19 protein-coding genes are annotated in these 18,069 nt (G+C 61.1%); 5 read left to right on the plus strand and 14 right to left on the minus strand.

Annotation, left to right across the window (positions count from 1 at the left end):
- Positions 1-37: 37 nt before the first annotated feature.
- The 4 genes from HJB89_RS17040 to HJB89_RS17055 all read right to left on the minus strand — a co-directional run bounded on the left by HJB89_RS17040 (position 38) and on the right by HJB89_RS17055 (position 4,128).
- The gene (locus tag HJB89_RS17040; protein ID WP_221150257.1) at positions 38-2,026 is read right to left on the minus strand and encodes a bifunctional 2',3'-cyclic-nucleotide 2'-phosphodiesterase/3'-nucleotidase; all 1,989 of its coding nucleotides are present in this window, start codon (positions 2,024-2,026) and stop codon (positions 38-40) included.
- Positions 2,027-2,226: 200 nt separating this feature from the next.
- Complete coding sequence (locus HJB89_RS17045) at positions 2,227-2,628, minus strand: PilZ domain-containing protein (RefSeq protein WP_221116295.1); 402 nt, start codon at positions 2,626-2,628, stop codon at positions 2,227-2,229.
- Positions 2,629-2,712: 84 nt separating this feature from the next.
- The gene (locus HJB89_RS17050) at positions 2,713-3,594 is read right to left on the minus strand and encodes a DMT family transporter (protein ID WP_221150259.1); all 882 of its coding nucleotides are present in this window, start codon (positions 3,592-3,594) and stop codon (positions 2,713-2,715) included.
- A 72-nt stretch (positions 3,595-3,666) separates the two neighbouring features.
- Positions 3,667-4,128 (minus strand): Lrp/AsnC family transcriptional regulator, encoded by a 462-nt coding sequence (locus tag HJB89_RS17055; protein ID WP_207583917.1) that lies wholly within the window; start codon positions 4,126-4,128, stop codon positions 3,667-3,669.
- Positions 4,129-4,282: 154 nt separating this feature from the next.
- Between HJB89_RS17055 and ald the strand changes: the two genes are divergently transcribed.
- Positions 4,283-5,401, plus strand: coding sequence for an alanine dehydrogenase (gene ald, locus HJB89_RS17060; protein WP_207583918.1), 1,119 nt, complete (start codon positions 4,283-4,285; stop codon positions 5,399-5,401).
- A 16-nt stretch (positions 5,402-5,417) separates the two neighbouring features.
- Here ald and HJB89_RS17065 read toward each other — a convergent pair whose 3' ends face one another.
- The 5 genes from HJB89_RS17065 to HJB89_RS17085 all read right to left on the minus strand — a co-directional run bounded on the left by HJB89_RS17065 (position 5,418) and on the right by HJB89_RS17085 (position 9,459).
- On the minus strand, positions 5,418-5,921 hold the full coding sequence (locus HJB89_RS17065) for a DUF1203 domain-containing protein (protein ID WP_221116297.1): 504 nt from the start codon (positions 5,919-5,921) through the stop codon (positions 5,418-5,420).
- Between the two features lie 302 nt (positions 5,922-6,223).
- Positions 6,224-6,784, minus strand: a complete 561-nt coding sequence (locus HJB89_RS17070) for a GNAT family N-acetyltransferase (protein WP_207583920.1) — start codon at positions 6,782-6,784, stop codon at positions 6,224-6,226.
- Between the two features lie 5 nt (positions 6,785-6,789).
- Positions 6,790-7,659 (minus strand): 3-mercaptopyruvate sulfurtransferase, encoded by an 870-nt coding sequence (sseA, locus tag HJB89_RS17075; protein ID WP_221150261.1) that lies wholly within the window; start codon positions 7,657-7,659, stop codon positions 6,790-6,792.
- Positions 7,660-7,677: 18 nt separating this feature from the next.
- Positions 7,678-8,415: an alanyl-tRNA editing protein gene (locus HJB89_RS17080; RefSeq protein ID WP_207583922.1), complete on the minus strand. Its 738-nt coding sequence runs from the start codon at positions 8,413-8,415 to the stop codon at positions 7,678-7,680.
- Between the two features lie 6 nt (positions 8,416-8,421).
- Entirely contained in the window at positions 8,422-9,459 is a 1,038-nt protein-coding gene (locus HJB89_RS17085) for a cysteine synthase A (protein WP_221150262.1), read from the minus strand.
- 226 nt (positions 9,460-9,685) lie between these two features.
- Here HJB89_RS17085 and HJB89_RS17090 point away from each other — a divergent pair, with 226 nt between their 5' ends.
- Both HJB89_RS17090 and HJB89_RS17095 read left to right on the plus strand, forming a co-directional pair.
- Positions 9,686-10,345: a ChrR family anti-sigma-E factor gene (locus HJB89_RS17090; protein ID WP_221150265.1), complete on the plus strand. Its 660-nt coding sequence runs from the start codon at positions 9,686-9,688 to the stop codon at positions 10,343-10,345.
- A gap of 99 nt (positions 10,346-10,444) precedes the next feature.
- On the plus strand, positions 10,445-11,278 hold the full coding sequence (locus tag HJB89_RS17095; protein WP_207583925.1) for an SDR family NAD(P)-dependent oxidoreductase: 834 nt from the start codon (positions 10,445-10,447) through the stop codon (positions 11,276-11,278).
- Here HJB89_RS17095 and HJB89_RS17100 read toward each other — a convergent pair whose 3' ends face one another.
- From HJB89_RS17100 to HJB89_RS17120, 5 genes are all read right to left on the minus strand, one after another.
- Positions 11,279-12,538 (minus strand): cyclopropane-fatty-acyl-phospholipid synthase family protein, encoded by a 1,260-nt coding sequence (locus HJB89_RS17100; protein ID WP_221150267.1) that lies wholly within the window; start codon positions 12,536-12,538, stop codon positions 11,279-11,281.
- Positions 12,539-12,633: 95 nt separating this feature from the next.
- Entirely contained in the window at positions 12,634-13,485 is an 852-nt protein-coding gene (locus tag HJB89_RS17105) for a DUF1365 domain-containing protein (RefSeq protein ID WP_207583927.1), read from the minus strand.
- Complete coding sequence (locus tag HJB89_RS17110; RefSeq protein WP_207583928.1) at positions 13,482-14,813, minus strand: NAD(P)/FAD-dependent oxidoreductase; 1,332 nt, start codon at positions 14,811-14,813, stop codon at positions 13,482-13,484. Before HJB89_RS17110 ends, HJB89_RS17105 begins: the two co-directional genes overlap by 4 nt.
- On the minus strand, positions 14,810-16,258 hold the full coding sequence (locus tag HJB89_RS17115) for a deoxyribodipyrimidine photo-lyase (protein WP_221150269.1): 1,449 nt from the start codon (positions 16,256-16,258) through the stop codon (positions 14,810-14,812). The genes HJB89_RS17110 and HJB89_RS17115 overlap by 4 nt, the downstream gene beginning before the upstream one ends.
- Positions 16,259-16,412: 154 nt before the next feature.
- Positions 16,413-16,739 carry a hypothetical protein gene (locus HJB89_RS17120; RefSeq protein WP_221116304.1) on the minus strand — a complete coding sequence of 109 codons (327 nt, stop codon included), beginning with the start codon at positions 16,737-16,739 and terminating at the stop codon, positions 16,413-16,415.
- A gap of 202 nt (positions 16,740-16,941) precedes the next feature.
- Between HJB89_RS17120 and HJB89_RS17125 the strand changes: the two genes are divergently transcribed.
- Both HJB89_RS17125 and HJB89_RS17130 read left to right on the plus strand, forming a co-directional pair.
- Positions 16,942-17,253: a hypothetical protein gene (locus HJB89_RS17125; RefSeq protein ID WP_207584297.1), complete on the plus strand. Its 312-nt coding sequence runs from the start codon at positions 16,942-16,944 to the stop codon at positions 17,251-17,253.
- A gap of 122 nt (positions 17,254-17,375) precedes the next feature.
- Complete coding sequence (locus HJB89_RS17130) at positions 17,376-18,053, plus strand: HAD family hydrolase (RefSeq protein ID WP_207583931.1); 678 nt, start codon at positions 17,376-17,378, stop codon at positions 18,051-18,053.
- The last annotated feature ends 16 nt before the right edge of the window (positions 18,054-18,069 follow it).

The raw sequence follows: 18,069 nt of genomic DNA on the forward strand, positions 1-18,069 counted from the left end.
AAGGCGCGAGCGCGCCTTCGCCGGCATCTCTTTCCACTTAAAGCACCAGCCTGAACTTCGAGAAACCGTCGGCGCCGTCGCCGGCATCCTCGATCTTGACGCTCTTGACCGCCGCGAGGAACTGCTTCGCCTTTGGGCCGCTCTCGAAGGTCGCCGTCGTGCCCGGCAGCGGCTTGAAGGTCCAGTTCGCATCGGCCGTCGGATTGATCGTGCCCTGGTCGTGGATGTAGCGGACGATGACGTCGCGGTTGGTATCCGGCGCCTGGAAGATCACCTTGTCCGCGGCAATATCCGGGAAATTGCCACCGCCGCCGGCGCGGTAGTTGTTGGAGACGACGACGAATTTCTGGGCGGGATCGATCGGCTTGCCGTCGAAGGCGAGATTCTGGATGCGGTTGGCATCCGGATTGATCGCCTTGCCGGACGAATCATATTTCGGCGGCTGCGACAGATCGATCTGATAGGTCACGCCGTCGATGACGTCGAAATTGTAGGACGGGAAGTCGTTGTTGAGCAGCGGTGCGTCCTTCGAGCCGGCCTCGATGTGATTGAACATGCCGGCCGACATTTCGAGCCAGTTCTTTACCTGTGCGCCGGTGATGGCAACGGCCTGCACCGTGTTCGGGTAGAGATAGAGGTCGGCGACGTTCTTGATGGCGATATCGCCGGCCGGAACGTCGGTGTAGTAGTCGGCGCCGCCGCGTCCGCCAGCCTTGAAGGGGGCCGCCGCCGAAAGCACCGGCAGATCCTTGAACTTGGTGTCGGCCAGCATCTGCTTGATGTACCAGGTCTGGGCCTGGGAGACGACCTGCACCGAGGGATCGTCGGCGACCAGCGCGAAGTAGGAATAGAGCGGCGCCGACGTCTTGCCGACGGGGGTACGCACATAGGCAAGCGTTGCCTCGTGCTCGGCCTTGGCGGCGTCGACCACGTCCTTCTTGTCGGCGTAATCGGCAACCACCTTCTTTTTGTCGTCGCGATGATAGATCGGCCGGGCTTCCGCGGTGAAGTCGACGATCTTCCAGCTGTTGCCGTCTTTTTCCAACAGCAGGTCGATCAGGCCGAGATGCGAACCCCAGAAGCCTGCCATCACCGTGGGCTTGCCGTGCAGCGTGCCCTTGACCGGGTCGGCATTGGCGATGCCATCCCAGCTCTTCGGGCCGGGGAAGACGAGATGCTGGTGGCCGGTGAAGATCGCGTCGATCCCATCGACGGCGGCCAGATGCAGCGAGGCGTTTTCCATCTTTTCGGACGGCGCGGCTCCGTCGATGCCGGAATGGGAAAGCGCGATGACGATATCGGCGCCGGCTTCCTTCATGGCGGGAACCCAGGCCTTGGCGGCCTCGACGATGTCACGCGTCTGCGCTTTGCCTTCGAGATTCTTGATATCCCAGAGCATGATCTGCGGCGGTACGAAGCCGATGAAGCCGATCTTGACCGGGCTCTCCTTGCCGGCGCCGTCCTTGATTTGTTTTTCCACGATAAGGTAGGGCTTGAAGAAGAGATCGTCCTGCTTCGGGTCCGAGGCGAGCTGGCCCTTGGTCAGGTTGGCGCAGACGAAGGGGAAGTTTGCACCTGATAGGACCTTGAACATGAAGTCGAGCCCGTAATTGAACTCGTGATTCCCGAGCGTGCCCACCGTATAGCCGAGCGTGTTCATCGCCTTGATCACGGGATGGACGTCGCCGTCCTTCATGCCGTGCTGATAGGCCATGTAGTCGCCCATCGGATTGCCCTGCAGCACGTCGCCATTGTCGATCAGCAGCGAATTGACGGCTTCCGCGCGGATGCCGTCAATGATCGTTCCGGTGCGAGACAGGCCCATCGTGTCGTTCGGCTTGTCGGCATAATAGTCATACGGGAAGACGTTGACGTGAATATCCGTCGTTTCCATCAGCCGGAGATGCGCCTGGTTGGCGCTGGCGCGTGCGCTGAAGGGATGCAGCAGCACCAGGGCGGAAGTGGCGGCAAGCCCGCCAAGCAGGGAACGGCGGCTCATGACGCCAACGTCGAAAATGGAAGACATCGAACTCTCCTTCAAAGATCATGCATCGTCCGGCCCGTCAGAATTAGGACGAATTGACAAGGAGTACACTGCGAAAATGACAGGACGGCAAAACAATCGCGGAGAAAGGCGACCCGATTCCAACGCGCGCTCGGCACCAGTGCCAAGCGCAGCGACTGACGCGATCTCGGCCGCCCCTGCGGCGCAGAAGCGCCGCAGCCTTACGATTTCAGAGTCAACGTCGCCAAATGAGGTGGGCGATCGCCGTTGGTATGGGTTCTAAGTTGGCGTACCGCCAGCACCGGCCGTATTTCCTTATGGAAAAAGCGGAAATAGGAGGAGACCTGCGCCCGCGCATTCGAATTCACGTCGAACTGGATGCCGACACGGCCATTGTGCTTCCAGCGGATGATGCCTTCGAGCATCCCAAGGTTTTCAGCCTCGATACGGACCTTGCTGCCGGATGCGGCATGGAGCGGCGTCTTCATCTCCAATGCGGCACCGGTCGCCGACAGGTTGAGGATGCGGGCATCCACCTCGCTGTTCAGATATTTGACGCTGCCGAAGACGCGGCAGTTTTTCCGGTCGGCCTTACGGGCCGTGATTTTCAAGTTGCGGGTCATATGTTCTCCCCTGATACAGCCAGGGAGCATAGCGCCCGAAAATTGAAATGGTTTTAGGGGCTTGGCTAAAATTGCAGTGAAACGTCAATTGGCTGTGGCCGTCCTGCGCCCCACCACATGCTCGCGCCAGATGGTGAAGATCCCGGCGGAAACGACGATGATCGAGCCGATGATTGTGTTGATACCGAGCGTTTCGTCATAGATCGTCACACCGATGATCGAGGCGTAGACCAGTGACAGATAGGTCAGCGGCTGAACCGCGGCGGCATCGAGGAGATCGTAGGCGCGGATCAAGAAATAGTGGCTGGAAATGCTGGTCATACAGACCAGCGCCATCCAGCCCCAGTCTGCCCGCGACATAGAGCTCCAGTAGAACGGGCCAATGATGCTCATCGTGATGCCACCGATGACGCCGGTATAGAAGAAGCTCGTCATCGACGAGTCGTCGCGGCTGACGAGACGCGTGGCGATGACGTAGAAGGCGAAGTTGAAGCAGGAAATGACGGCGAGTAGCAGTTTCACATCGAAAAACTCGCCTTCCGGCTTCAGGATCAGCAAAACCCCGAAAAGCCCGACGCCAATTGCAATCCATCGTCGCCAGCCAACCCGCTCGCCGAGGATCGGCATCGACAGCAGTGCGATCAGGATCGGCGTCGCGGAAAAGATCGCTTGTGAGCGGGCAAGGCCGATCACGGCAAAACAAGTGATGGCCAAAACCACCTGAACGGCAAGCAGCACGCCGCGCGTCACCTGAAGCATGGGGCGTTTGGTACGGGCCGTCGCCCTGATGCCGCCGCGCATCTTCGAGGCGAGGATGATCGTGAACAGCGCGAAAGCCCAATAGCGGATCATCGTCACGAAGATCGGCGGATAGGTCGCTGCCAGATGTTTCGAGATGGCGTCCTGCAGCGAAAAGATGGTGATCGCCAGCAGGACGAAAATATAGCCTTGGGTCTTCGATGTCATCACATGCCAATGAACGGGAAACGCCCGCGCGCACCGAAAGTCTGGGCAGGCTTTCCGTGGATATGCAAGGGCTCAAAGCCCGACATTCGGCTTGTCGATGATTTCTCTGAGCGCGAAGCTCGAATTGATCTTGACGACATGGGGCAGGGCCGACAGCCAATCGCGGTGGATGCGCTCATAATCCTCGAGATCGCGGGCGGCGACCCTGAGGATATAGTCGTATTCGCCCGACATCAGGTAACAGACGAGCACGTTCGGGCAGAGTTTCACCGCTGCCTCGAATTCGGCCAACGTCTTGGCGAACTGGCCGGACAGCGAGATATGCACGATGGCGATCATCTTGTAGTCGAGCGCCTTGTGCGAAAGCCGCGCATGATAGCCGCCGATGACGCCGCTTCGTTCGAGGATGTCGAGGCGGCGCGAACAGGCCGAAGGCGACAGGCCGATCCTTTCGGCAAGCTCGGCATTGGTGATGCGGGCATTGGCCTGCAGCACCTTAAGAATCGCAAGATCGATGGTATCCAGATCGGCCATTCGAAGAACCTTCGAAAAAATATAGAGCGTACGCAATAATCACCGAAAAACCGCCTCTTCGCAAATCGTCTTTGCAAGGACATTTCACGCCCTTGGTGGTTGGATTCAATGTCCGAGGAAATCCGCGACTGCGGATGACATGAGAGGAACGCAAATGCGTGTCGGTTGCCCGAAGGAAATCAAGAACCATGAATACCGTGTCGGCCTGACGCCGGCTTCGGTGCGTGAATATGTTGCCCATGGCCATGAGGTCTGGGTTGAAACCAAGGCGGGCGCCGGCATCGGCGCCGATGACGGCGCCTATGCTGCGGCTGGCGCGAAGATCGCCGCCTCCGCCAAGGATATTTTTGAAAAATGCGATATGATCGTCAAGGTGAAGGAGCCGCAGCCCTCCGAATGGGCGCAGCTCCGCGACGGTCAGCTTCTCTACACCTATCTGCATCTGGCCCCCGATCCCGATCAGACCAAGGGTCTGATCGCCTCCGGCGTCACCGCGATCGCCTATGAGACGGTGACCGACGAACGCGGCGGCCTGCCGCTGCTGGCGCCGATGTCGGAGGTTGCCGGCCGCCTGTCGATCCAGGCGGGCGCCACCGCCCTGCAGAAGGCCAATGGCGGCCTCGGCATCCTGCTCGGCGGCGTGCCCGGCGTTCTGCCGGCCAAGGTTGCGGTCATCGGCGGCGGTGTCGTCGGACTGCATGCCGCCAGGATGGCCGCCGGCCTCGGCGCCGATGTCAGCATCCTCGACCGGTCGCTGCCGCGCCTGCGCCAGCTCGACGATATCTTCGCAGGCCGCATCCACACGCGTTATTCCAGCATCCAGGCTTTGGAGGAGGAAGTCTTCACGGCCGATCTCATTATCGGCGCCGTGCTGATCCCAGGTGCCGCCGCGCCGAAGCTCGTCACCCGCGAAATGCTATCCGGCATGAAGAAAGGCTCGGTCATCGTCGATGTCGCCATCGACCAGGGCGGCTGCTTCGAGACCTCGCATGCGACGACCCATTCCGATCCGACCTATGAGGTCGACGGCGTCGTGCATTACTGCGTCGCCAACATGCCGGGCGCGGTACCGGTCACCTCGGCGCATGCCCTGAACAATGCCACGCTGGTCCACGGCCTGGCGCTTGCCGATCGCGGCCTGCGCGCCATCGCCGAAGACAAACATCTGCGGAACGGCCTGAACGTGCACAAGGGCCGCATCACCAACAAGCCGGTCGCCGAGGCGCTCGGCTACGAGGCTTTCGCGCCGGAAAGCGTGCTGAACGTAGCGTAAGCTAGCTGACTATAGGTTAGGCGCTGGTCTCTGCAAGAACCGGCGTCTTTACCTTGTCGATCCGGCATTGGAAGCAGTTGTTGCGCGCCGAGCGCACGTGCACATAGGCTATGTCGGGCCGCGCCAGCAGCTTTTCGCCGTAGGCCGGAATATTGGCGATATCAGTCACTGCGCCGGTGCCATAGACGATGCGGTCGTTCTTGCTATAGCCGCGGACGATGAAGTCGGGGCTCATCGTCAACATTGGCGGCTGGATCTCCTCGGCGGCGTAGCGTCGGCAGGGCTGCTTGTGGAGGAAAATCGGCCCGGTTTCGGCATAGGGCTGCAGCTCCGGGAACGGCCGGTAGGCGAAAACCAGAAACTCCTCGCCTTCTTCGATATTCCCCAGGCAGTGGCGGCAAGGGTTGCCGTCACCGTCGGAAACCACCGTCTCAGGCAGGTTGTCATATGCGTCGCGGCCACCGCTCCAGAGATGTTCAGCGTCAGTGGTCGGCATGGCGGCAAAACGAATGGCGGTCACGGCAAATCTCCTTGTGATCGCCATGAAATTGCACCCGGACCATCGCCCAAGCCACCCGTTTCTTGCGGGTGCTATTGCTTGTCGAGATCGCCGCGGACAATCTCGTACTTGATGCCAGACATGCCAATTCATCGACGTTTGAAGAGAAGTTTCCACCCTCATTCCTATGCTCGTCACAGGATTCCAGTGCGCCCAAGTCCTTGGGCGCGATAGACGCTTTCCTTTGTGGGATTGCTTCATTCCCGGCGCAGACGCGCCGTGTCTGGATTCCTGTGACAGGCACAGGAAGGTAAACCAAACAGTCAGCTTTTCCGCGCCATCTCCAGCAGCTCCTTGTCGCTCAGCGGCCGGACGATGCCGGTGCCGGTCGAGACCGGGGAGAAGCCGTACATCTGGTAGAGCTGCAGTGCGCGCGGGTGGTCGAGATTGTTTGTTGTGGTGGTGACCCGCTTCGGATTCAGCGACCATATGGCGTAGAGCGCTTGCAGCAGGAACCATTTACCGATGCCGAGGCCGAGCGCGTGTTCGATCAGGCCGAAATGGCTGAGCTCGATCGTATCTTCGTCCTCGCAGAAATATTCGTAGAAGCCGGCGGGCGCGCCGTTGACGTAGAGGACGCTGATATTGTTGCGCTTGTCGTTCAACGTCTCGGCAAGCTGCTCGTCGCTCATGCGCAACCGGTCCACCCATTGCCAGCGCGCGCCGACCTGCCGGTACAGATAGCGGTAAAAGGGCAAGGGGATCTCGGGAGCGCGCATGATCGCCGTTTGGATATTGACGGGCACTGGCATGCTCGCCTTCGGCGGCGCCGTCATTTCCAGCCGGGTGATATGCGCTTTGAGCGACGCGGGTGTCTTCCCCATGGCGATCAGGCTTTGACCGGCGTCGGCGGGCCGGTGACGATAGGCGTATCGTCACGGCTGCCCCATTCGCTCCACGAGCCGTCGTAAAGTTTGTTGTCGTGATGGCCGAGCGATTCCAGCGCCAGCGTGATGATTGCTGCGGTGATGCCTGAGCCGCAGGAGGTGACGACAGGCTTGGAAAGATCGATGCCGGCATCCTCGATGGTCTGGCGCAGTTCGGGCAGCGATTTGAACCGGCCCTGGTTGGCAAAGGTGCCGGAGGGCAGGCTGCGGGCGCCCGGCATATGGCCGGAGCGCATGCCGGCGCGCGGCTCGGGCTCGGCAGCAGCGAAGCGGCCGGCGCTGCGGGCATCGGCAATCTGCATCGCACCGCTCGAGACGATGTCACGCATCCTATCGAGCGTCACCACCCGGCTCTCGTCGAAGTCAGGCGTGAAACTCGCCGGCGCATAGTTGGGTGCGGTGCTTTCGAGCGGACGGCCTTCGGCCTTCCAGCCGTCGAGACCGCCGTCGAGCACGAAGACGTTCTTCGCGCCCATCACCCGGAACAGCCACCAGACGCGCGGCGAGGCGAACAGGCCAATGCCGTCATAGACGACGATCCGATCGTTTTCGCTGATGCCGAGCCGGCCGACTTCGGCGGCGAAATAGTCGGGCGAGGGGATCGTGTGCGGCAGCGACGTCGAGTGGTCGGCGATCTTGTCCTGGTCGAAGCGGATGGAACCGGGAATATGGCCGGCCGCATATTCGACATCGGCATCGCGTTTCTGCGCCGGCAGATAGAAGGAGGCGTCCAGCACGCGCAGGTCCGGCTTCCCGAGTTCCGCCTGCAGCCAGTCGGCCGACACGACGAAACGGCTCTTGGTCTCACTCATTGTGGTCTCCCTTGATGGTCAGGCTTCGTCGCCGGGCGTGCCGAAGCGGATGCGGAAGCGCCGGTTCTCTTTGCCCTTCTTCTCGATCTTGGCGATGTGGATCTGCCCGACTTCCTGAGTCTCGGAAACATGTGTGCCGCCGCAGGGCTGGCTGTCAATCGACGAGTTCTCGCCGATGCAGACGAGGCTGACGCGGCCGAGCCCCATCGGCGGGCGGACATTCTTCGATTTGACGATATCAGGATTGGCCGCAAGCTCTTCGTCGGTGATCCATTGCAGGGTGACCGGATGGTTCTGACCGACCAGTTCCATCAGCTTGGCCGTGACTTCGTCTTTGTCGATCGTCTCGGTCATGTCGAAGTCGACGCGGCTTTCCTCCTCGCCGACGGCAGCCCCGGTGATCGGAAAGGAGCAGACGACTGAGAGCAGATGGCAGGCCGTGTGCATGCGCATCAGCCTGTAGCGGCGCAGCCAGTCGAGGTGCAGCACCAGCGTCTCGCCGACCACGGGCTTCGGCTCGTTTTCGAGCGGCACATGGATGACGATATCCTTGCTCGGACCGTGCTTCGTCTGGCCAAGGGCGATCTTGGTGCCGTCGGCGCGTTCAAGCTCGCCGGTATCACCCGGCTGGCCGCCGGATGTCGCATAGAAGCAGGTCTGGTCCAGTTCGATGCCCCCATCTTCGTGAACGGCGGTGACGACCGCCTCGCATGTCGAAAGATAGAAGTCGTCACGATAGAGGGCATTGACGGGCATGGGATCTCACGCGGGCTCGTAGGGAACGTTTATATCGGGTGACGCGGCCATCCAGCCTGGAACGGGCAGCCCCTTCGACGTCAGGAAGTCCGGGTTGAAGAGCTTCGACTGATAGCGGTTGCCGTAATCGCAGAGGATCGTCACCACGGTGTGGCCGGGGCCTAGATCCCGGGCGAGATTGACCGCGCCGGCAATGTTGATCGCCGTCGAGCCGCCAAGGCACAGGCCCTCGTTTTCGACCAGATCAAAAAGATAGGGAAGCGCTTCTGCATCGGACACCCGATAGGAAAAATCGGGGGTGAAGCCTTCGAGATTGGCAGTGATGCGGCCCTGTCCGATGCCCTCGGTGATCGAGGAGCCCTCGGATTTCAGCGCGCCGTTCTGGTAGAATTCATAGAGAGCGGCGCCATCGGGATCGGCAATGCCGATCTTGACGTCTGCCTTGAAAGCCTTGAGGCCGGTAGCGACACCTGCCAGCGTGCCGCCGGAACCGACCGAGCAGATGAAGCCGTCGATCTTGCCGTCGGTATCGTTCCAGATCTCTGGGGCGGTCGTTTCGATATGCGCCTGCCGGTTGGCGACGTTGTCGAACTGGTTTGCCCAGATCGCCCCGTTCGGTTCGGTCTTCGCCAACTGCTCGGCGAGCCGGCCGGAAACCTTCACGTAGTTGTTCGGGTTCTTGTAGGGAACGGCGGGCACCTCGACGAGTTCGGCGCCGAGCAGTTTCAGAGCGTCCTTCTTTTCCTGGCTCTGCGTTTCCGGGATGACGATAACGGTGCGGTAGCCGAGCGCCTTGGCGACCAGCGTCAGCCCGATACCCGTGTTGCCGGCCGTGCCTTCAACGATCACGCCGCCGGGCCGAAGCAGGCCCTTCCGCTCTGCGTCGCGGATGATAAAGAGCGCGGCGCGATCCTTCACCGACTGGCCGGGGTTCAGGAACTCCGCCTTGCCGAGAATGGTGCAGCCGGTCGCCGCCGACGCACCCTTGAGTTTGATCAGGGGCGTGTTGCCGATGGCTTCGAGGACGGAAGGGTGGAAGGTCATGGAATCTGCCTCTATTCGAACTCTTACTTTAGGAACGGTCTTTTCCCTTCACAAGGCTGAGTTGGCAAGAAATGCTATTCCACGCCTCTGTCGGGCACGATAAAATTTGGCCTTCCTCCCCTGAAATGACGCGTAGCCGACAATCCCACCGTGCGCGGAGTGATCCGAAGATTGACTTTCCCCGTACGGATGACGACAAAGCGAAAACGGAGCGCGGCAACAGGGCGTGACCGAAACCGGCATGATTCACGAGCAGATCGATACGATCGATGCATTGATGGCGCATTATGTCGCCGGCTCCTTGCCTGAGCCGGCGCGTGTGTTGGTGCGGTCCCATCTCGAAATGACGCCGGATAATCGCAGCCTGGTCAAAAGCCTCGAGCTGCTGGCCGGGGAGGCCCTGGAAAGCGCGCCTGTTGCTGCCATTGCCGATCGCGACCGGCGGCTTTCGGCGATCTTTTCCTCGGCGCCTGCCGTCTCTGTGCCACGTGCGGCAGCGCGGCCGGAAAACGTACTGTTTCCCCAAGCGTTGCGCGATCTCGTCGGCTGCGAGGTCGAGGATGTGCCCTGGCGCAAGCGCTTGCCGGGCTTCAAGGAATATTGCTTCGATATGGACGGCTGCGAGGTCAACCTGATGTGGATCCGCCCGGGCCGTGCCTTGCCGGCGCATACCCACAAAGGCATGGAACTCATCCTCATCCTCGACGGCGCCTTCAACGATGAACGCGGCCGTTTCGGCCCCGGCGACATCTCCATCGCCGACGAGACGGTCGACCACCGACCGGTCGCCGAAAAGGACAGGCCTTGCATCGCCTTTGCCGTTTCGGACGGGCCGGTCAGACTGACGGGATCCTTTCGTCAGATGATCGGCGACCTGATCGGCTGAAAGCAGCCACAATGGTGTGATAGAGCCATAAATCCGGGAGACGCAGAGAACTTCCGGACCTGTTTTCGTGTTGGTCAGGCAGAGCCGGAGGAACATGTGATGCATGATTTCATCGCCCGTCCCGAACATGGAATCGTCTGGATCACCGGGGCAAGTTCCGGGATCGGCCGGGCGCTTGCGCTGAAGCTCGCGGCCGAAGGATACAAGGTCGCCGTTACCGCCAGACGTCACGAAAAGCTGGTCGAGCTGCAGGCCGAAGCCAGCGGTCTTTCCGGCAGTATCGTGGTTCTCGACGGCGACGTCACCGATGCCGAGGACATGGAACATGTCATGGCCTCCATCGAATATGAGCATGGCACGCTCGCCATGGCGATCCTCAATGCCGGCGTCTACCTGCCGGTCCATGCCGAGGACCTGAACCGCGCCGATTTCGAAAAAAGCTTTGCCGTCAATCTTTCCGGCGTCGTCAACTGTCTGCTGCCGGCGATCGGCCATATGAAGGCGAAAGGCCAGGGGCAGATCGCCATCGTCTCCTCCGTCACTGGCTATGGCGGCCTGCCTACGGGTGCGGCCTATGGCGCCACCAAGGCGGCGCTGATCAATATGGCCGAAAGCCTGAAATTCGATCTCGACAAGATCGGCATCCGCATCCAGCTCGTCAGCCCAGGCTTCGTCGATACGCCGGCGACGAGGAGGAACGCCTTTCCGATGCCGGCCTTGGTGTCGCCCGAAGACGCCGCCCGGCAGATTGCCGCCGGGCTGAAATTGCGGGCCTTCGAGATCACGTTCCCGAAGCGCTTCACCACCATGCTGAAACTGGCGCGCCTGCTCCCCTATGGTGCTTATTTCACGCTGGTGAACCGAGTGACCGGCTGGCGGGAGCGGCCGCCATTGACTGGTCACCATTCGGTGACGCCGCATTTAGCGGAATGATCACCGGCGCGAGAACACGACTTGGCGCACATCGATATTGCGGGCGCGGAAGCCGGCCTCGCAATAGAACAGGTAGAATTCCCAGAGCCGCTTGAAACGCTCGTCGAAGCCCATCGGGCGGATGCGCTCCCAGACCGACCAGAAGCGCTCGCGCCATTCGGCAAGTGTGCGCGCATAGTCGAGCCCGAAGCCGAAATCCTTGTCCAGCGACAGGCCGACCTTGCCGGCGAGTTCGGCCAGATGGTTGCGCGTCGGCAGCATGCCGCCGGGAAAGACATATTTCTGGATGAAGTCGGGATTGCTGCGATACTGGTCGAAGGATTCTGGCTGGATGGTGATGATCTGCAGGCCTGCCTTGCCGCCCGGCTTCAGGCATTGCCTGAGCTTGGAAAAATAGGATGGCCAGTATTTCTCGCCGACTGCTTCGAACATCTCGATCGAGACGATCCGGTCATAGAGCCCGGTCTCGTCGCGGTAGTCCTGGAAACGGAACTCGACGCGGTCGCCGAGGCCGGCTTTGCGGATGCGCTCCTCGGCGAAAGCGAGCTGCTCGCGGCTGATCGTCAGCCCGGTCACCTTGCAATTTAGCTCGCCTGCTGCGAATTCGGCAAAACCACCCCAGCCGCAGCCGATCTCCAGCACGTGATCCCCAGGCCCGATGCCGGTCGCCTCCGCGAGCGCGCGGTATTTGGCATTCTGCGCCGATTGCAGGTCGTTGGCCCCGGTCGAATAGAGTGCCGAGGAATAGGTCATGCTCGGATCGAGCCATTGCTTGTAGAAATCGTTGCCGAGATCGTAGTGGGCGGAAATGTTCCGCTTCGAGCCCGTCCTGGTATTGGTGTTCATCCAATGGCGGACGCGCTCGAAGAGGCGGCCAAGGCCGCCCTTGCCATGCGCATAGCTGTAGACGGCCTCGCCGTTGACGAGGAAGAGTTCAAGGAAGGCGGCGATGTCGGGGCTGTCCCAATCGCCGTCCATATAGGTTTCGGCAACCCCGATCGTGCCGCTCGTCAGCGCCCGATAGGCAAGATTCCAGTTGTGGAGGCTGAGCGCCGCCTTTGGACCGGCCTTCCTGCCCTCGACCAACAGTCTGCGGCCGTCGGGGAGGGTAACGGCGAGCGAACCGTGCTGCATGTGCAGAAGTCCGCGCACAGCCAGCTTTGCCTTGAAGGGCAGACCTTTCACCATGCGGGACATGTTTTCGGCCGTCAGCGTCACCGCATCACGAGCCAGCAGATTCCAGTCCTGCGCCTTACTCATCTCTCCTCCTCCAGCATTTTTTGCCGGTTAGGGGCGACGATACATCCGTGACGATGTGTTCGGGCGGCCTCCGGCCATTACATCGAAAGCTAATGTCATTCCGCCGCGTCTGCAAGCGGGCAGGGCTGGTGGATGCTGACTTCAGGCGGCGGGGCCGGACGCCTGATATAGCGCGCGCCTTTCAGCCAGAGTTTCAGCGCTTCCCAATGTATACCGGCCACGATTTTGACGGTGAGGAAAGGTATGTACGCCGTCAGCCTTAGCAGCGAGGCGCTGGTCAAGGGCTCTTGTCGCCCGGAATACGTCGCCGAAAGCAGCGGGCCTTCATTGTCGGTTTCGAGGATTCGCCAGCGGATTTCCGCGCCGGGCGGCAAGATGCGGAAATGATAGCGCCCCACCACACCGATGAAGGGCGAGACGTGGAAGAGCTTTTCGCAGCTCTGGCGAAGCCCGCTTTCCGACATCTCGCCGCGGCCGACGGGACAGACATAGCTGTGCCGCTCGCCGAAGGTGTTGCGCACCTCGTAGATCATCGCGACGAGTGCGCCACCGGCATCATAGGCGTGGTAGACGCAGAGCGGGTTGAAGACATAGCCGAGAATTCGGGGATAGCAGACGAGCAGGATCCTGTCGGCACGATCGAGCCCCGCTTGGGTCAGCAGCCGGTCGGCATAGATGCGTAGTCGCGTGTTGCCGGCATCGGCATGGTCCCTTTCGTAAAACGACACGAGATTGCCTCTGTTGACGGAAAACAGCATCGACGCCAGGTCCGCCTCATCGAGCCGATCAAGATCGACAAGCAGCGAGAAGACGCGGTAGCGGAAGCGATGGCCGAACGGTTTCATCCGTTGATGCATGATGTCGCCGACATAGAGTGCTGCCGCCGCATCCGGTGGCGGGCCGTTGGCCACCGTGTCCATGCCACGCTTTTCGCCGCGTCCTCTCATGCTGTTGCATCCGGTTGAGGTTCCCAGGTTCGGACCGTCCGCCAGGGGATGATGCCGCCCATCGCCTCCGCTGCCGCGAGGCCGGAAACGAGGCCATCCTCGTGAAATCCATATCCCGTCCAGGCGCCGGCGAAATGGCAATTGTTCTCTCCCTGAATGGCGGCAAGCGCCTGCTGCGCCTTCACCGCTTCGGTCGAAAATTGCGGATGCTCGTAGGCGAATTCCGCAAAAACCCTGCGGGGGTCCGGCTCACGATCCGGATTGAGCGTCACGAACAGCGGAAAATTGTCGTCGATGCCCTGCAGCCTGTTCATCCAGTAGGTGACGGCCACGCCTGCCTTTCCATCTACGCGGCTGGAACGCAGATAGTTCCACGAAGCCCAGACCTTGCGCCGCTGCGGCATAAGGGCTTCGTCGCGGTGCAGGACGACGCGGTTTGGCTGATAGGGGATGGCGGCAAGCAGTCTCCTTTCCCCGTCGGTAGCATCGACGAGCAGGCGGGCTGCCTGGTCGCTGTGGCAAGCCAAGATCACTTTGTCGAAGGCGTGTTCGCTGCCCGTATCGTCAATGATCGCGATGCCGCTCGCGGAGCGGCGCACGCTGCGCACGCCGCAGGAAAGCTTCATCCGTTCGCCGAGCGGCTGAAGCAGCCGGTCGAGATAGGTGCGGCTGCCGCCGGTCACCGTCCGCCACTGGTGCTGCCGGCGATAGATCAGCCGGTGGTTGTCGAAGAAATTGACGAAATGTTCGGCGGGAAACTGCAGCATGCGGGCGGACGGCGTCGACCAGATGGCCGCCGCCATCGGCAGGAGATAGTTGTTGGTGAAACCCGGCGAAAAGCCGCGCCAGTCGAGATAATCGCCGATCGAACGGGAGGCGAGATGGCCGGCCGCCCGGTCTTCGAGGCAGGTGCGGTTGAAGCGCAGGATCTCACGAATCATCCACAGGAACGACGGCCGCAGCAGATTGCGCTTCTGTGCGAAGATCGAAGACAGCCCGCCGCCGCACCATTCCAGTCTGCCGCGGTCGAGTGAGAGCGAAAAGCTCATGTCGCTTGCATGCGTGGCGATGCCGAGCTCGGCAAAGAGCGTCGTCAGATTTGGGTAATTCTGTTCGTTATAGACGATGAAGCCGGTATCGACCGCAATCCGAACCCCATCGTAATCGACGTCGACCGTCGCCGTGTGGCCGCCCGCCCGCGCTTGGCTCTCGTAGAGCGTAACGTCGTGTACCTGACACAGCGCCCAGGCCGCGGAGGCGCCCGAGATGCCGGAGCCGATGATGGCGATCTTCAGCCGGCGGGGAGCAGGACGCAAGTGCGCGTTCATGTGGCGTCCTTTGTGGCGTTGTAGGCGGCGAGCGCCCGGTTGCGCGCGCGCGTGTGGTCGACGATCGGTTTCGGATAGGTTTGGCCAAGCGTGATGCCTGCCGCGTCGAGCATGCTCTTTGGCGCTTCGAACGGCCGATGGATGTATTTTGCCCCGAGCTCTCGAAGCTCCGGCACATGAGCTCTGATATAGTCACCGTCCGGATCGAAGGTCTGGCCCTGCAGCACCGGATTGAAGATCCGGAAAAACGGTGAGGCATCGGCTCCTGAGCCAGCCACCCACTGCCAGCTTGCGGCGTTGTTGGCGGGATCGGCATCGACCAGCGTGTCGCGAAACCAGGCCTCGCCCCGGCGCCAGTCGACCATCAGATCCTTGATGAGGAATGAGGCGACGATCATGCGTACGCGATTGTGCATCCAGCCATGGTGCCAGAGCTGGCGCATGCCGGCATCGACGATCGGGTAGCCGGTCACCCCCCGGCGCCACGCGTTGAAATCGTCATCGTCGTTGCGCCATTCGAAGCCGTCGAATCGATTGTTCCAGTTTTCAGAGGCAAGCTGCGGGAAATGGAAAAGCAGGTGATAGGAAAATTCGCGCCAGGCGATCTCCTTGCGGAAATGCACGATATCGGCCGCCGGCACTTGGCTCGTAAGACCGCGTGTCGCATCCCAGATACGGGCAGGGGAGATCTCGCCAAGTGCCAGATGCGGTGACAGCATCGATGTCGCTTGCTTCGCAGGATAGTCGCGGTTCTCTTTGTAGCCATCGAGCGCTTCCTCGACGAAGTCACGTAGGTTCTGCTGCGCACCTTCTTCGCCCGGCGTCCAGAGATCGCCAAAACCCTTCGCCCAGTTCGGCTTCGTCGGCAGCAGTCTCCAGCTCTCCGGCCTTTCGGATTTTAGAAGCTGCGAGGCCAGCCTTAGTTTCGCAGGCGCGGCGAGCGGCCGCTCTGGTTCGCCGGCGGCCTCCAGCGCCCGCCAGAAAGGCGTGTAGACGCGGTAGGGTGTGCCGGCGCCGGTCATCAGCCGGGAAGGTTCGTGCAGCAGCTGGCCGCCGAAGCTTCTCGCCTCGATCGCCTGCTTTTCCAGTTCGTGCTTGATTTGGATATCGATGGCGATTCCGGATGGATCGTAGCGGCGGTTCCAGAAGACGGCTTCGGCACCACTCTCCCTGATCAAAGCGCAGAGCACCTCGAGGGCCTCGCCGCTGGCAAGCACCAGTCCTCCCTGCTGCTTGCGCAACGACCTGTCGAGCGCTTCCAGCGAATGGTGCAGCCACCAGCTTTGCGCAGCGCCCAGTGGACCGGTGCCTGCCGTGGGCTCGTTTATATAGAGGGGGATGACCGGCCGGCCGGAGAGATCGGCTGCATTGAGAGCCTGGTTGTCGTCAAGGCGCAAGTCCTTGCGAAACCAGAGAATGGCCGGTTTTGCCGCGTCCTGTGCCAATAAAGCCGTTCCTGCTTGTGTTCTTTTCGACCTGCTACGAATGTACGGAACGGCCGGATCAAAAGTTTCATCCGCGAGAACAAGCTTTGCATCGCCGTCGCGACATGAAAAAGGCCGGCGTGAACCGGCCTTTTCTGTCAGCGGAGGGTGCCTGTTAGTTGTCGTACTCGCGGCAGGCGTCGCTGATCGATGCGCCGCTCTGACCGCCGCGGGTGTCGACGCCGGACATCTGTTGCGGCATGCCGGGGCATTCCATCGATTGCGGACGGCCGATGCTTTGTGTCGTCATCGGGTCAACCGCCGTGCTGCGCACCGGATACATGCCGTTGTCACTGTTGGTGTAATCGGATGAATAGCTACCTGAACTCGGATCGGTCGAGCCGCCATTCGTCGGCCCGATCGGGTCGGGGTTCGACTGGCCAAAGGCAGACGATGCCATGCCGATCGCAAGCAGCGAAGCGGCAATAAGGGACTTGGTCATGAGGATATCCTCCTTTGATTTTCATCTTGGGTGGCCCTCGGGTAACCGCCCGCTGGAATCATTGTTCCGAAATTTGCCAAAAAACTTTTACGCGAACCTTGCATGGTTACGCATAAACCTTAACGGGCGAAGCCGCTGGATCGGCATCGCCGCCTGCCTTAATTGCTGGATAAACGCTGAAAACCGGCAGCATGAGGCCGCTATGTTCATTTCCTCTCGCGAGGCCGCAGATTTGGGCCTCCAGATTGCCCTTGCACTCGCCTTGACAGCAAGCGGCATGGCGATCGCGTCCTCTGCCGTGGGCCGCGAGAAGGACAGGATTTCTTCAATCGACGTCAGCCGCCCCTCGCTATGGACCGCCACTCCGATGCGCGTCGATCCAACCGCGCAAGCCGAGCTGCGCGCCGATACTCCGGTCGCGCGGGAGCTCGCCGCCAGCACCGATACCCTCTGCCACGACTCGATTGGTCTCCGACTCTCCTGCGGCTTACTGGCCACCCGCACGGCTTTCTAAGGCGGTTTTTGCCTTCTCAAGAGCGGCCGTCGTCTTTCCGCAAGCTTGCAAAATGCAATAATTTGCCGTTATCAATCGATAGCAACGACCGTCCGATATTCCTCCTTAAAAGGATCTACGTTTTGTCCCTGCCGATGCCCCGTGGCTTCGAGAAGCCTTATGCCGCCTTCCTGTTCGATATGGATGGCACCATTCTCAATTCGATCCAGGCGGCCGAGCGTGCATGGAGCGACTGGGCAAGGCGTCACGGGCTCGATGTCGCCACCTTTTTGCCGAAGATGCACGGATCGCGTGGCATTGACACGATCACCCGGCTGAACCTGCCCGGGGTGGACCCCGAACATGAATCCAGGCTGGTGACCGAAGCCGAAATCGCCGATGTCAGCGACGTCGTTGCCATTCCCGGTGCTGCGACATTCCTGAGTTCACTGCCTCCGGATCGCTGGGCGATCGTTACATCCTCGCCGTTGCGTCTTGCCCATCGGCGGCTGGAGGCGGCAGGCTTGCCGGTGCCGAAATTCATGGTGACGGCGGAGGATGTGAAGGTCGGTAAACCCGATCCGCAATGTTATATTCTGGGCGCCGAACGGCTCGGCGTCAGCACCCATGATTGCCTGGTGTTCGAGGATGTCGCAGCCGGCATCGTTGCCGGCGAGGCCGCCGGCGCCGATGTCATGGTCGTCACCGCTGCTCATCACCACAAGATAGAGACGCGGCATCCGACCCTCGCATCCTATGACGAGATTTCGGTGCGTATCTCAGCCGACCATAAGATGTTCATCGTCCCGAACGCGGCCTGATAGCAGCCGCGTCACG

Origin of the sequence: Rhizobium sp. NZLR8, from assembly GCF_019685025.1 — a bacterium.
GTDB lineage: Bacteria > Pseudomonadota > Alphaproteobacteria > Rhizobiales > Rhizobiaceae > Rhizobium.

Coding starts and splice junctions, on each gene's coding strand:
- HJB89_RS17040 (WP_221150257.1), bottom strand. CDS start 2,026: ATGTCTTCCATTTTCGACGTTGGCGTCATGAGCCGCCGTTCCCTGCTT.
- HJB89_RS17045 (WP_221116295.1), bottom strand. CDS start 2,628: ATGACCCGCAACTTGAAAATCACGGCCCGTAAGGCCGACCGGAAAAAC.
- HJB89_RS17050 (WP_221150259.1), bottom strand. CDS start 3,594: ATGACATCGAAGACCCAAGGCTATATTTTCGTCCTGCTGGCGATCACC.
- HJB89_RS17055 (WP_207583917.1), bottom strand. CDS start 4,128: ATGGCCGATCTGGATACCATCGATCTTGCGATTCTTAAGGTGCTGCAG.
- ald (WP_207583918.1), top strand. CDS start 4,283: ATGCGTGTCGGTTGCCCGAAGGAAATCAAGAACCATGAATACCGTGTC.
- HJB89_RS17070 (WP_207583920.1), bottom strand. CDS start 6,784: ATGGGGAAGACACCCGCGTCGCTCAAAGCGCATATCACCCGGCTGGAA.
- sseA (WP_221150261.1), bottom strand. CDS start 7,659: ATGAGTGAGACCAAGAGCCGTTTCGTCGTGTCGGCCGACTGGCTGCAG.
- HJB89_RS17080 (WP_207583922.1), bottom strand. CDS start 8,415: ATGCCCGTCAATGCCCTCTATCGTGACGACTTCTATCTTTCGACATGC.
- HJB89_RS17085 (WP_221150262.1), bottom strand. CDS start 9,459: ATGACCTTCCACCCTTCCGTCCTCGAAGCCATCGGCAACACGCCCCTG.
- HJB89_RS17095 (WP_207583925.1), top strand. CDS start 10,445: ATGCATGATTTCATCGCCCGTCCCGAACATGGAATCGTCTGGATCACC.
- HJB89_RS17100 (WP_221150267.1), bottom strand. CDS start 12,538: ATGAGTAAGGCGCAGGACTGGAATCTGCTGGCTCGTGATGCGGTGACG.
- HJB89_RS17105 (WP_207583927.1), bottom strand. CDS start 13,485: ATGAGAGGACGCGGCGAAAAGCGTGGCATGGACACGGTGGCCAACGGC.
- HJB89_RS17110 (WP_207583928.1), bottom strand. CDS start 14,813: ATGAACGCGCACTTGCGTCCTGCTCCCCGCCGGCTGAAGATCGCCATC.
- HJB89_RS17120 (WP_221116304.1), bottom strand. CDS start 16,739: ATGACCAAGTCCCTTATTGCCGCTTCGCTGCTTGCGATCGGCATGGCA.
- HJB89_RS17125 (WP_207584297.1), top strand. CDS start 16,942: ATGTTCATTTCCTCTCGCGAGGCCGCAGATTTGGGCCTCCAGATTGCC.